Origin of the sequence: Streptomyces sp. CA-249302 (assembly GCF_050936785.1) — a bacterium.
Taxonomy (GTDB): Bacteria; Actinomycetota; Actinomycetes; order Streptomycetales; family Streptomycetaceae; genus Streptomyces.
This window is the reverse complement of sequence record NZ_JBNJMG010000001.1, coordinates 2712009-2724906: the sequence shown is the minus strand read 5'-3', so window position 1 is coordinate 2724906 and position 12898 is coordinate 2712009. Positions and strand designations below refer to the sequence as shown.

11 protein-coding genes are annotated in these 12898 nt (G+C 71.8%); 7 read left to right on the top strand and 4 right to left on the bottom strand.

What is annotated here, in order from left to right; all coding sequences use genetic code 11:
- Positions 1 to 2 precede the first annotated feature (2 nt).
- The 3 genes from ACQEWB_RS12305 to ACQEWB_RS12295 all read left to right on the top strand — a co-directional run bounded on the left by ACQEWB_RS12305 (position 3) and on the right by ACQEWB_RS12295 (position 3223).
- The gene (locus ACQEWB_RS12305; RefSeq protein WP_432830056.1) at positions 3 to 776 is read left to right on the top strand and encodes an aspartate/glutamate racemase family protein; all 774 of its coding nucleotides are present in this window, start codon (positions 3 to 5) and stop codon (positions 774 to 776) included.
- A 200-nt stretch (positions 777 to 976) separates the two neighbouring features.
- On the top strand, positions 977 to 1999 hold the full coding sequence (locus tag ACQEWB_RS12300) for an MBL fold metallo-hydrolase (protein ID WP_432830054.1): 1023 nt from the start codon (positions 977 to 979) through the stop codon (positions 1997 to 1999).
- A gap of 270 nt (positions 2000 to 2269) precedes the next feature.
- The gene (locus ACQEWB_RS12295; RefSeq protein WP_432830052.1) at positions 2270 to 3223 is read left to right on the top strand and encodes a glycoside hydrolase family 6 protein; all 954 of its coding nucleotides are present in this window, start codon (positions 2270 to 2272) and stop codon (positions 3221 to 3223) included.
- A gap of 45 nt (positions 3224 to 3268) precedes the next feature.
- Here ACQEWB_RS12295 and ACQEWB_RS12290 read toward each other — a convergent pair whose 3' ends face one another.
- Together ACQEWB_RS12290 and ACQEWB_RS12285 are read right to left on the bottom strand one after the other, a co-directional pair.
- Positions 3269 to 3682 (bottom strand): RidA family protein, encoded by a 414-nt coding sequence (locus ACQEWB_RS12290; protein WP_432830050.1) that lies wholly within the window; start codon positions 3680 to 3682, stop codon positions 3269 to 3271.
- A gap of 204 nt (positions 3683 to 3886) precedes the next feature.
- Positions 3887 to 4450 (bottom strand): hypothetical protein, encoded by a 564-nt coding sequence (locus ACQEWB_RS12285; protein WP_432830048.1) that lies wholly within the window; start codon positions 4448 to 4450, stop codon positions 3887 to 3889.
- 378 nt (positions 4451 to 4828) lie between these two features.
- On the opposite strand from ACQEWB_RS12285, the gene ACQEWB_RS12280 reads away from it, so the two are divergent.
- Both ACQEWB_RS12280 and ACQEWB_RS12275 read left to right on the top strand, forming a co-directional pair.
- Positions 4829 to 5617: a nucleotidyltransferase domain-containing protein gene (locus ACQEWB_RS12280; protein WP_432830046.1), complete on the top strand. Its 789-nt coding sequence runs from the start codon at positions 4829 to 4831 to the stop codon at positions 5615 to 5617.
- An 818-nt stretch (positions 5618 to 6435) separates the two neighbouring features.
- On the top strand, positions 6436 to 8478 hold the full coding sequence (locus ACQEWB_RS12275; protein ID WP_432843768.1) for an FUSC family protein: 2043 nt from the start codon (positions 6436 to 6438) through the stop codon (positions 8476 to 8478).
- An 84-nt stretch (positions 8479 to 8562) separates the two neighbouring features.
- On the opposite strand, the gene ACQEWB_RS12270 is transcribed toward ACQEWB_RS12275, so the two are convergent.
- The gene (locus ACQEWB_RS12270) at positions 8563 to 9282 is read right to left on the bottom strand and encodes a response regulator (RefSeq protein ID WP_432830044.1); all 720 of its coding nucleotides are present in this window, start codon (positions 9280 to 9282) and stop codon (positions 8563 to 8565) included.
- Complete coding sequence (locus ACQEWB_RS12265) at positions 9279 to 10511, bottom strand: sensor histidine kinase (protein WP_432830041.1); 1233 nt, start codon at positions 10509 to 10511, stop codon at positions 9279 to 9281. Before ACQEWB_RS12265 ends, ACQEWB_RS12270 begins: the two co-directional genes overlap by 4 nt.
- A 164-nt stretch (positions 10512 to 10675) precedes the next feature.
- On the opposite strand from ACQEWB_RS12265, the gene ACQEWB_RS12260 reads away from it, so the two are divergent.
- Positions 10676 to 11485 (top strand): class I SAM-dependent methyltransferase, encoded by an 810-nt coding sequence (locus ACQEWB_RS12260; protein ID WP_432830039.1) that lies wholly within the window; start codon positions 10676 to 10678, stop codon positions 11483 to 11485.
- Positions 11482 to 12834 (top strand): amidohydrolase, encoded by a 1353-nt coding sequence (locus ACQEWB_RS12255; RefSeq protein WP_432830037.1) that lies wholly within the window; start codon positions 11482 to 11484, stop codon positions 12832 to 12834. Before ACQEWB_RS12260 ends, ACQEWB_RS12255 begins: the two co-directional genes overlap by 4 nt.
- Positions 12835 to 12898 lie beyond the last annotated feature (64 nt).

Here is a 12898-nt window from a genome sequence, read left to right as displayed (position 1 = left end):
ACGTGCGGATCGTCGTCACCAACTGCAACACCACGCAGGAGATGACCGCGGAGATCGTACGAGGTGCCCGGGCCGCGGCAGGCCCGGGCACCACCGTGCTCGGGCTCACGCCTGCGTGGGGGCCGGAGTCGGCGGAGGGGTGGCTCGACAGCTATCTGTCGGCCGCGGCCGTCATCGATCTGCTGCGGACCTATGAGGGGCCCGCGTACGACGCCGTCGTCATGGCCGGGTTCGGGGAACACGGGCGGGAAGGCGTACGCGAGTTGGTCGACGTACCGGTCATCGACATCACCGAGGCCGCGGCTCATCTGGCGTGTCTGCTCGGGCGGCGGTACGGGGTCGTCACCACGCTGGAGCGGTCCTGTGGGCAGATCGAGGACAGCCTGGAGTTGGCGGGGGTGGGGCGGAACTGCGCGGCGGTGGTGGGGACGGGGCTGGGGGTGCTCGATCTGGGGGACGTCGAGCGGACGGAGGCGGCGTTTCTGGCTGCGGCTGAGCGGGCTCGGGAGGCGGGGGCGGAGGTGCTGGTGCTGGGGTGTGCCGGGATGACGGGGCTTCAGCGGGTGGTGGGGGAGAAGCTGGGGGTGCCGGTGGTCGACGGGGTGGGGGCCGCGGTGAAGTTGGCCGAGTCGTTGGTGGGGCTGGGACTGTCGACCAGTCGGGTCGGGGGGTGGGCTCGGCCGGTGGTCAAGCGGCGGGTGTGGGGGGCGGGGCGGTACGGCGAACCCGCCGCCGACGGTACTGCTGTGTCCTGGGGAGGGGACGAGCCCGACTAGCCACGTACGCGGCGGGTTCGCCGTACCGCCCCGCCCCTGCTCCCGCGCGTCCATGCGAGATGCGCCCCGGCTTGGGTGAGGGGTGAGGGGGAGGGGAGGGGGAGGGGGTGAGCGGGGGTGGGGTGAGTGGGCGGGTGCGGGGTGCGGGGTGCGGGGTGCGGGGTGCGGGGACGTGATCGTCGTTGGTCACAATGGGGCGTATGAATCTTCCCGACGGACTTCTTTCGGTTGGTGACGGCCTTCATCTGTGGGCGCCGCAGTATGCCGGGACCTGGGGTTTTGCCAACTGTCTGCTTGTCGTCTCCGGTGGGCAGGCTGCTCTGGTCGACACGCCTTACGACCGGGTGATGACCGAGGCTCTGATTGCCGCTGCTCGGCCGGTTCTGCCGGGGGGTGCCGGTGCTGTGCGGACGATCGTCAACACGCATGTCAACGGTGACCATACGTTCGGCAACGGCTGTTTCCCGGGGGCCGAGATCATTGCCACCAAGGCCAGCGCGGAGCATCTGTGCCGGGAACCCTCGCCTCAGCAGATGCACTTCCTGACGCACGGGACGCCGGCCGATCAGCCGCTCGGCTGGTATGCGCGGGAGCACTTCGGCCGCTACAGCTACGAGGGCGTGGAGGCCGTCCCGCCGACTGTCACCTTCTCGGGGCGGTACGAGTTGAGGGTCGGCGATGTCGAGGCGGAGCTGATCGAGGTGGGGCCGGCGCATTCGGCCGGGGACCTTGTCGTGCATCTGCCGGCGCAGGGGGTGGTCGTTGCGGGGGACGTGCTGTTCGCGGGGGACCATCCCGTGCACTGGGACGGGCCTATCGCGAGGGTGGCCGCGGCCTGCGAGACGATTCTCGGGCTGGAAGCGGAGGTTGTTATTCCTGGGCATGGTGGGGTGATGAGCAGGGAGGATGTCCAGTGCTATGTCACATATCTTTTGGAACTCGAAGCTTTGATTCGCGCCAGGCATGCGGCCGGTGTGCCGGCTGACGAGGCTGCCGCGGACATCCTGGCCGGTGGGTTCCACGAGGAGTTGGGGCTGCCGGAGCGGGTCGTCATCCTTACGGCGGTGGAATACCGGCACCTTGACGGCGAGACCGGGGAGGCGGACCTGGTGGGGCTGGCGGCGCGGGCGGCGGACTGGGCCTTCCGGCATCGGGAGCCCGGGCGGAGGCGTAGGGGTAGGGGTGGGGGTGGGGGTGGGCGTAGGCCAGGCCCGTCGGGGTGATGTTGTGGCCGCCTCGGCGGGCGTGTGCCGGGGTGGGTGTGCTCGGTCCCGCAGACTTCGGTGAGGGCGAACATGTCGTCGTCGTCCGATCCGACCAGTGCGTTGCCGCCGGATCTGCGCCGGATTGCCCTGTGCCGGCCGGTCCGGGCGATCCGGTGGCGGGAATGGAGTCGCCCGGTGGTCGTCAGTGACCGGCCTTCCCCTCTTTCTCCTCTTTCCCCTCTCTCCGGTCTCTCCGGGGCGGTGGCGCGTAGGTTGCTTGCTGCGCTGATGGTCGGTGCGTGTTGCGCCGGGGCGTCGGGGGGAGGGGGTGCGGTTTCGCCGTTCTGGGTGGACCCCGACTCTCGTGCTGCTCAGCAGGCGGCCGCATGGCGCCGGGAGGGGCGTGCGGCGGACGCCGCGCTCATGGACCGCATCGCCTCCCGCGCGCAGGCCGAGTGGCTGAACGGGCCCAACCCCGGCCCCGTGGTCCGCGCCCGCACCAGCGCGGCGGCGCGGGCCGGTCGGCTGGCCGTCCTGGTCGCCTACTACATCCCGAACCGCGACTGCGGCCAGTACTCCACGGGCGGAGCCTCCGGCGCGGCCGACTACCGCGCCTGGGTCGACCAGTTCGCGGCGGCCTTGGGCGACCGCGGTGCCTACATCGTCGTAGAACCGGACGCGGTGTCCCAGGTGGTCGCGGGGTGCACCAGGGTCGTGGCGGCGGAGCGGTACGGCCTGCTCGCCTACGCCGTCGACCGTCTCAAACGACAGCCGCACACGCACGTCTACCTCGACGCGGGCAACTCCAGCTGGATCCCGGACGCCTGGCGCCAGGTCGGGGCCCTGAAGTCTTCGGGCGTGGCCCGCGCCGACGGCTTCGCCCTGAACGTCTCCAACTTCCAGACCGACAAGGCGAGTTCGGCGTACGGCGACTGGCTGTCGAAGGACCTGGGCGGCAAGCACTACGTCATCGACACCAGCCGGAATGGGAACGGGCCGTATGCCGGGGCGGGGGGTGGCTCTGGTGGTGCGGCCGTTGCGGAGGCGACGGACGGCTGGTGCAATCCGCCCGGGCGAGCTCTGGGCGCACCGCCTACGACCCGCACGGGCAACGCCCTCCTCGACGCCTACCTCTGGATCAAACGGCCGGGCGAGTCGGACGGCACGTGTCGGGGTGGGCCGTCGGCGGGGCAGTGGTGGCCGGCGTACGCGTTGGAACTGGCGCGCAACGCGAGCGAATGAACCGGCTGCTCAGGGCGCCGCCAGTTGCTTCGGTGTGGGCGAGGCTCACGCGTCCGCCCGCTCGGGGACGACCGCGGTGGCCGTGATTTCCACCAACTGGCCCGTGTAGCCGAGGCAGTTCACGCCTAGCAGGGTCGACGAGTGCGGACCGGTGCTGAGGCCGGACGCCTCGACGACCTCCCAGACTGCGGACAGCACCGCGGGCTCGCTGCTCACGACGTACACGTCAGTCGCCACGACATGCGCCAAGTCGCTCCCGATCGAACGCAGTTGCTCCCCGAGATTCACGAGCACCTGCTCGGCCTGCCGCACCGGATCCCCCTCGCCGACCAGCTTCCCCTCGGCATCGAGCGGCACGGACCCGGCAAGAAACGCGAGCTTCGTACCGGCCTCGACGACGGAGGCGTGGGAGTAGCGGGGCGGCGGGAAGAGGGCGGGGGAGGTGACGCGCTGGATCACGGGGCGGCTCCGGAGGGCACGGGCGGCTGGGTAATTGGACGGCTGGGCGGCTGAACGTAGGGCAACTCACCGATGGTCCGGCCCGGCGAGCGGATCCGCATCCGAATTTCGGGGTGCGGGGGGTGCCCCTATGACTTCGGTCAAGGGGCAATGGGGGTTGGCGGTTGGTAGAAGGTGCCGTCGCGGAGCATTGCGAAGAGCACGTCACCCCGGCGGTGGACCGTACTCCCGTTCAAGCAGCTGCCGTTCGCACTCATGGGCAAGGTCGTCGTAGCGGGTCAGTCGATGGCGCAGGTAGTTGACCTTCCAGCGGGCGAGGGCGGCCGGGTCGGCGCCGTCGGTCGGCGCAGGGTCCGGTGTGTGGGCCCGGTGCTCGTGGGCCCGTTCCTCGTCACGGCGGTTCCGGTGCTCGACCGCGAGCCGGGCGAGCCGGTGCGGTGCGATCCGGGGTACGTCGATGGGCTCCGCGGCGACCCGCGCCAGCACCTCCCGGCGCCTGTGCTGCGCGGCGGCCCGGGCCGCGTGGGAGCGCCGGGCGGTGGCGGCCGACGCGGCCCGGAACTCCTCGCTGCGCTCGGCGGCTTCGACGCGCTTGACGGCGTAGAGCCGAGTCTGTGGCCCCGTACGGAAGTACGGGTTCGTACGCAGCAGATCGGGCGCACCGAGCAGCTGCCGCACCATCCCGACCGTCCACCCGCGCGCCCGCAGTCGAGCCACGGACACATAGCCCCTGTCCTGCCCCGCGTACTCCTTGTCGCATCCGTCCACCACGACCTCCCGCGTCGTTACGCTGAGTGATGACTCCATTGAAGCGTGCCCCACTGACAACCGAGATGGTCACCGGATAACCGTTCGACAGCGCACCCCCTGACCGGCCAGCCTTGCCTCCATGTGAGGTCCGCCATGTCACGCACCGTCCATCACGTCTCGAACCGCCACCGCGCCGGCCCCGCGCACTGAACGTCCGACCCGCAGGCCCGCACGAGTCGGTCGCCCGGGCGAAGCCCCAGGCCTTCCGCACCGCTGCCCGCCGGCGCTTGCGCGCGACGTCCGACGCCGCGAGGGCGATGGTGGCGTGCAAGGCCGCCTCCCCTCGCGCCTCTCTTCGCTCCCCCTCCCGCCCGGCCGACCCCAGGAGCCCCGCCCATGCCCGCCCTCACCAACCCCGTCTTCCTCGACTCAACCGCCGACCGCCTCGCCGGCCTCCCCGCGGTCCAGGCCGTGGCCCTGGGTGGTTCCCGGGCCCAGGGCACCCATCGGCCCGACAGTGACTGGGACTTGGCGATCTACTACCGGGGGCGATTCGACCCCGACGACCTACGTGCTCTGGGTTGGGAGGGAGAGGTCTCCGAGGTCGGGGGGTGGGGTGGTGGGGTCTTCAACGGCGGTGCGTGGCTGATCATCGACGGGTGGCGGGTGGACGTGCACTACCGCGATCTCGACGTCGTGGAGCGCGAGTTGGGGGAGGCGGAGGAGGGGCGGTTCCGGGTGGAACCGTTGATGTTCCACCTCGCGGGGATCCCGACGTATCTGATCGTCGCGGAACTGGCGATCAACCGCACCCTCCGCGGCGACCTGCCACGCCCGGCCTCGTACCCGGAGAAGCTCCGCGCCTCCGCCGCCACCCGCTGGCGCGGAACCGCCCACGCCACGCTCGCGTACGCAAAGACCAACCACGCTCCGGCGGGCCGCCTCACGGAGGTCGCCGGAGCCGTCGCCACGGCCGCGGTGCAGACGGGGCATGCCGTGCTGGCGGGACGCGGGGAGTGGGTGACGAACGAGAAGCGGTTGCTCGAACGGGCCGGGCTGCGCGGCGTGGACGACATCCTCACGGCCCTGCCTGCCGACGCGAACCCCGAAATCCTCACCGAACTCGTCACCCGGGCCGACGAACTCTTCGAAGCGGCCTGCACGGAAGGCAAGTCGGATCTCTAGGCGACAATGGATCACATGCTCCGGGTCACTGGGCGGACACGGTAGACCGCGCAGTGGACGTCACCACCGGCGATGTCGTTCTCTTCACCAGGCAGAACCAGGTACGGGCGATAGGTGAAGTGGGAGCGGTCTTCCGCAATCGCGCAGTCGCCGATCTCCTGTGCCCCCCCGCAGGCGGGCGGGACCAGCCGGCACACCACCTACAGCCTCCTGGATCTGGTTCCGGCGGAGATTCCGTACGAGGAACTCAACGCGGTCATCGGCTACCGGCGGACCTTCAGTTATCCGGGACAGATGGTGCTCCGGGGCCGGCCGGACGAACGGACGCACCGGATCGGGACCCGGGCGCGGTCTGACCGCGAGCAGGTTCTTCTGTCCTTTCGGCATCAGCGACATGTACGTCGAAGAGGCGGGCGAGGCGGAGGTGATCGAGGCCAAGAGCAGCGCGGGCCATGGCCACGTACGTCAGGCCCTGGCACAACTTCCCTGAACTCCCCGAGCCCCAGGGCATAGTGTTCCTGCACCGTTATGGCATTGATTGCGTCTACCCGGCGGACCCGATTGCGTTCATAAAGAACATGGTGTTTCCAAGCATCGTCACACCCCGGTAATACGACCGTCCCAAACCCCACAAGCCCGCGATCTACCGTGGACACCGCACCCCAAAGCCCGGCCAGCGTCGCCCGAAGGCTCACCTCCGCCCTCGTCACGACGTCAGGAGTCCGCTCTCCGTGTCCCGCCCCGCCGCCCGCACCGGCATCAGGACCCGTTCTCGTATACGTCCCGTACGTCCCGGCAGGCCTTTGCTTCCGCCGTGGCTGGCCCATGCCCTTCGGGCCCAGCGCGGTCCCGTGCCCTGGAGTGCCGTCGTTCGTGGGGCCCTTGCCGCGGGGCCCCTTCTCCTCGTCGCCGTTCTTCTCGACCGCACCTCCCTCGGCGTCGTCGCCGCCATCGCCGCCATGCTTGCCGGGATCAACGACCGGCCCGGGAGTCGGCGGGCGTCCGTCCGGCGGCTCGGGGTGCCTGCGCTCGCGGGGGCCGGTGGGCTGCTGGTGGGGACGTACGCCGGGGCGCACGCGCAGCCCGTCGTGCTCACCTTGATCCTCACCTGCGTCGGGCTCGTCGCCGGTGGGATCAGTGCGGTCGGGCCCGTGGCCTCCGGGGCCGGGACGCAGTTGCTCGTCGCGTCCGCAATCGGCGCCGGGATGCCCGTGCCCGAGGCCGGGTGGGAGCGGGCGTTGGCGTTTCTGGTCGGGGCCGGGTGGCTGGTCGGGCTGCGGCTGGCGCTTCCCACGCCCGGGGCCATCGCCGGGGATTTCCGGTTCGACGGGGAGCGGGACGCCGTCGCCGCCGTGTACGACGCCGTCGCCGAACTGCTCGATGCCGTCGGGGGAGCGCACGCCGTCGCCCGGCGGGCCGCGCTCACCGCCGCCCTCGATCACGCCCAGGACGCCCTCGCCGGGCCCCGGTTGCGGCGGTACGCCTCCTCGTCCGCCGAGCGGCGGCTGCGTGCGCAGTACGCCGCCGCCCTGCCGCTCGCCGAGGCCGCGACCGCGCTCGCCTGGGTCGGGGAGGCCGTCTCCGGGCGGGCCTCCGAGGGCCCGCGGCGGCTCGCCGGTGCCGTGCGGGAGAACGCCGCTACCGGGCCCTTGCCCGCGCCCCGCCGGTCCGCGCCCGCGCTGCGCGCCCTCGACGACGCCCTGTTGCTCGCCGCGGAGGCCTTCGACCAGGGCGAAGGGCGCGATCTGCACAGTCGCAGGAGGAGCGGCAGGAGTCTGGTACGGCTTGTCTTCGGGGCCGGCGGACGGGAGTACGGGCTTCGGGTCGCCCTCTGCTTCGGGGCCAGCGCCGCCGTGGCACAGGCCCTGCATCACGCCCGTTGGTACGGGCAGCACGAGCACTGGTACTGGCTGCCTGCCACGGCCGTGTTCCTGGTCAAGCCGGATCTCGGGCCGCTCGTCTCCCGGGTGTTGTGCCGGGCCGCCGGGACGGTGCTGGGCGCTCTCGTGTTCGCCGGGTTCGCAGCCGTGCTGCCGAGGCCCGAGGGGCTCGTCGTGCTCGTCGCCGTGAGCGGGGCGCTCATCCCCGTCGCCACCCGGCACTTCGCCGCGCAGACCGCCGTCGTGACCGTCCTCGTGCTGGCCCTGGTGATGGTCGGCGGTGAACCGCAGGCCTCCGCCAGCCGCATCGGCGAGACCCTGCTGGCCTGCGCGATCGTGCTCGTCGTCGGCCATCTGCCGATGCCGGGGCAGCGGGGCGGGGGAGTACGGGCGCGGGTCGCGGCGGCGGGCTCGGCCGCGTACGCCTACCTCGGCCACGTACTCGCCGAGAGCCGTGAGCCGGTCGGGTCCGGTGAGCCTGCCGGGGCCGGTGAGCCTGCCGGGCCGCGTGATCTTGCAGGGTCGGGTCGGTCCGCCGGGCCGCATGACCTTGCCGGGTCCCGTGGGCCTGCCGGGCCGAGTGACCTAGCCGGGCCCCGTGGGCCCGCCGGGCCGCGTGACCCTGCCCGGCCCCGTCGGCTTGCCGAGCCCTCCGTACCTCGCATCCGGCCCGACTCCGGCCGTGCCGCCCGCTGGACCCTCCGTCGCGAGGCCTACCGCACGCTCGCCGAGGCCCGTACCGCCATCGCCCTCGCCGCCGCCGAACTCCCCGCGCTCGCCCGGCACTCGGAGGGCGCGGACGAGGTCGTCGGCACCCTCGAACGGCTCGTGGACGCGACCACGGCCTGCGCTGTCCACCTCGACGACTCGGGACGCCTCTCGGCCAGGGACCGGGAGCAAATCACCGAGCTGCTGGGCGAGTTGGCGAAGGACCGCGATCGCACGCGGCTACGACTGCCCGAGTTGCCCCTCGCCGTATGACTTCAGTCCCTTCAAGCTCCGGCCCCCGGCAACCTCCGGCCCCCTCCCGCAAGCCCCAGCCCGCACAAACCCCAGCCCCCGACCTCACCGCACCAGCCGCCGCTCCTTCGCCACCGCCACCGCCCCGGCCCGTGTCTCCACCCCCAACTTGCCGTAGATCCGCCCCAGATGGGTCTTCACCGTCGCCTCGCTGATGAACAGCGCGCGGGCGATCTCCCGGTTGCCGAGCCCGCGCGCCAACTGGCCGAGGATCTCGTGCTCGCGGTCGGAGAGGGTGGGGTGCGGGCTGCGCATGCGGGCCATGAGGCGGTCGGCCACGGGGGGTGACAGGGCCGTACGGCCGGACGCGGCGCTGTGGATCGCCGCGAAGAGTTCCTCGGGGCGTTCCGCCTTCAGCAGGTAGCCCGTGGCGCCCGCCTCGATGGCTCGGGTGATGTCCGCGTCCGTGTCGAACATGGTCAACACCAGGACACGCGGGGCGAGTTCGGGCGCGGTCAGTTGTCGTATCGCCGTAACTCCGTCCATGCCCTCGCCCAGTTGGAGGTCCATCAGGACGACGTCGGGGTTCAGGCTCGCGGCCATGGCCAGCGCCTCCTCCCCGCTGCCCGCCTCACCGACCACCTCGATCCCCTCGGCGCTGGACAACAACGCCCGCAGACCGGCGCGGACGACGGCGTGATCGTCGCAGAGAAGCAGACGGACCGGACGGCCCGACCCATTCGCCCCGTCGCCCGGCGCGCCACCAACTGCCGTACAGCTGACTGGCGTACCACCCACCTGCATACCGCCCACCGGCATACTCATGAGACCACCACCAGCGGAATCGCCGCCGACACGACCGTGCCCTCGCCCGGCGTCGACTCCACCGTGAGCGTGCCGCCCGACTGGTGGGCCCGGATGCGCATCGCGGGGAGGCCGTGGCCGCGGGTGCGGTCGGGTTCCGTCGGCAGCGCGGTCGGTTCGAAGCCGCGGCCGTTGTCGGCCACGTCCAGCGCGATCCGGTCGTCCAGGCAGGTCAGGGTGAGCGCGGCCCGGGTCGCGGCCGCGTGCTCACGGACGTTGGCCAGCGCGCCCTGGGCGATGCGGAGCAGGGCCGCCTCTACGCGTTCGGGGAGGGCGGGGGACGGGGCGTCGCCGTCGTGGCGGAAGTCGACCGTCAGGCCGGGGCCGCTCTCCCGTGCGGCGAGCGCGGCGAGCGCCGCGGGGAGGGAGTGCTCCGCGAGGTCGGCGGGGGCCAGGTCGTGGACGAAACGGCGGGCCTCGGTGAGGCTGCGGGCGGTGATGCCGGCCGCCTTGTGGAGGTGTGTACGGGCCGTTTCCGGGTCCGTCAGCCAGACGCGTTCGGCGGCCTGCAGCAGCATCTGCTGGCTCGACAGGCCCTGCGCCAGGGTGTCGTGGATCTCCGTCGACAGCCGCTGCCGCTCCGCCAGTACGCCGGCCCGCCGCTCCGTCGCCGCCAGGTCACGGCGGGTGCGGACCAGGTCGTCGATGAGCGCGCGCTGTCTCGCCGCCTGACGCTGGAGGTGGACGAAGACGGCGGTGGCGACCGCGGCCACGGCGGGCGGCGCGACGACCATGTTGGGGTTCAACGGGCCCTCCGCCACCCGGATTTCGGAGATCACCACGAGAGCGGTGAGTACGGCGGTCAGTGGCACCGCGATCCTCGGCGGCAGCGCGTACAGGCCGGCGAACAGCAGCGGCATCGCGCACCAGGTGGCGCTCGGGGCGAGGGCCAGCAGGGCTACCCAGACCGCCGACACCGAGGCCAGCCAGGCCAGATGGCGACGGTTGGGCGGGGTGCCGGCGGGCGGAGGCGGGGCCAGGAAGTGGCCGAGGGCGTAGAGGAGAGCGAACGCCGTGAACAGTGCCACCACCCAGGCCGTACGGGTTCCGCCGTGGTCGCGGGTCAGGAAGCGCGCGAACGACGAGCACAGCAGCAGGAGGAACGCGGCATGCACGACCGCGGCCAGTCTGCGCTCGTCCGGATCGGTGGTGTTCGCCAAGTCCCGACTCTCCACGCCCTGTTTCTCCATTTCTCGTGTCTAACGCGGCCGGCAGCGCACCGCATCAACCGATCGGTTGACATCTCCGTCGCCCGAAGTTCCCACGGAGGGGCCCCTGTTGGCCGAGCAGCCTGCCCGCTTCCGCCCCGAGGCTGGGACCACCACTGACCGCACCTCCTCGGAAGGCCCCTCCCTTGCCCGCCAAGAACCTCACCGCCAACCGCGCCGCCCTCGGCCACCGCCTCGCCTACGCCCTCCGCCACCCCGACCGCGTCCCCCGCCATCTGGCCCGCGCCGCCCGGGATCTGTGGCTGAGCCGGCGTCACCCCGACCACGTCTCCTACTACCGGGCCGTGATGCGCTCCGACACCCGCAGCGACCCCGACGCGGCCGTCGGCAGCCGCAACCGGGAGCGCTGGCTGGCGCTCGGGGCGATGCAGTTCGACTACCTCGTCGGGCACGGGCTGCGGCCCGAGCACCGCATGCTGGAGATCGGCTGCGGGAATCTGCGCGGCGGCTGGCGGTTCATCCGGCATCTGGAGCCGGGGCACTACCACGGCGTCGACATCTCGCCCGACATCCTGCTCGCCGCGCAGGACACCATCGTGGAGATGGGGCTGGCGAAGCGGCTGCCTACGCTGACCCCGGTACGGGATCTGACGCTGCGGTTCCTGCCCGACGCGCACTTCGACGTCGTACACGCGCACAGTGTCTTCTCGCATTCGCCGCTGCCCGTGATCGAGGAGTGCCTGGCGAACGTGGGGCGGGTGCTGGCGCCGGGTGGGTGGTTCGACTTCACGTTCGACCGGACGGAGGGGGCGGAGCACCAGGTGTTGCGGGAGGACTTCTACTACCGGACCGGGACGCTGGTGGCGCTGGCCGGGAAGTACGGGCTGCGGGCGCGATTCATGGACGACTGGGAGGCGCTGCCGCACGGGCAGTCGAAGATCCGGGTCACCCTTGCGCCGAGTCAGGAGCCGTCAGGGCATACGTTGGCGGAATGACCGAGACCCCCGCCGATCTCATCATCACCGGATGCACCGTCCTCGTGCACGACGACCAGGAACGGATCGGGTTCGAGGAGGACGCGGCGATCGTCGTACGGGACGGGGTCGTGGAGTCCGTCACCGGCGCGGCCGCCGTCGAAGGCGTCCTGGCCGGCGAGCGCATCGACGCCCGCGGCCAGGTCGCCCTGCCCGGCCTGATCAACTGCCACACCCACGCGCCGATGGTCGCGCTGCGCGGCGTCGCCGAGGACCTGCCGACCGACGAGTGGTTCAACGACGTCGTGTGGCCGATCGAGTCCAACCTCACCGAGCAGGACGTCGAGTTGGGGGCGCGGCTCGCCTGCGCCGAGATGATCCGGGCCGGGGTCACCTGCTTCGCCGACCACTACTTCGCCATGGACGCGGTGGCCGCGGTGGTCGAGGAGTGCGGGATGCGGGCGCATCTGGGGGAGGCCTACTTCTCCTCCCTCGGGCCCCAAGGCCGGGAGAAATCACTGGAGTTCGCGCTACGGCACCGGGGTGGCGCCGACGGCCGTATCTCCACCGCCCTCGCCCCGCACGCCCCCTACACCGTCGATGACGCCGACCTCGCCGCCACCGCCGACCTCGCCCGCGAGCACGCTCTGCCCGTGCACATCCACGCCGCCGAGAACCGCGACCAGACAGACGTCAGCCTGAACCGGCACGGCGTCACCCCCATCGAGGTCCTCCGGCGCACCGGGATCCTCGACACCGACGTCCTCATCGCCCACGGCACCGGCATCCTCGACCGCGACCTGCCCGCCCTCGAGAACGCCGGCGGCCGTGTGGCCGTCGCCACCGCGCCCCGCGGCTACCTCAAGTTCGGCTGGCCCACCACCACACCGGTCCGCGCCCTGCACGACATCGGCGTCCCCGTCGGCCTCGCCACGGACGGCGCCGCCTCCAACAACTCCCTGGACGTGTGGGAGGCGATGGCGCTCACCGCCCTGATCCAGAAGTCGACGACCGGTGACCCGCGCTGGCTGACGTCCCGTCAAGCCCTGCACCACGCAAGCCTCCAGAGCGCGCGGGCGGTCGGGCTGGGGGATGTGATCGGCAGCATCGCGCCCGGCCGCCGCGCCGACATCGTCCTCGTCGACCTCACCGGCCCGCACACCCAGCCCGTCCACGACCTCGCCGCCACCCTCGTGCACAGCGCCCGCTCCTCCGACGTCCGCACGACGATCGTCGACGGGCGGATCCTGATGCGGGACCGGCAGCTGCTCACCCTCGATGTCCCGTCCGTGGTAAGGGAGTTGGGCGAGCGGATGCCGTCGTTGGTCGACCGGGGCCATGGCCGTCGTATCCAGGATTACAAGACCTGAAATCCGGTCGCGGAGCGGTAATTTGCCGCCAACCAGCGGTGACCGGGCCGTCACAGCAAGTGGT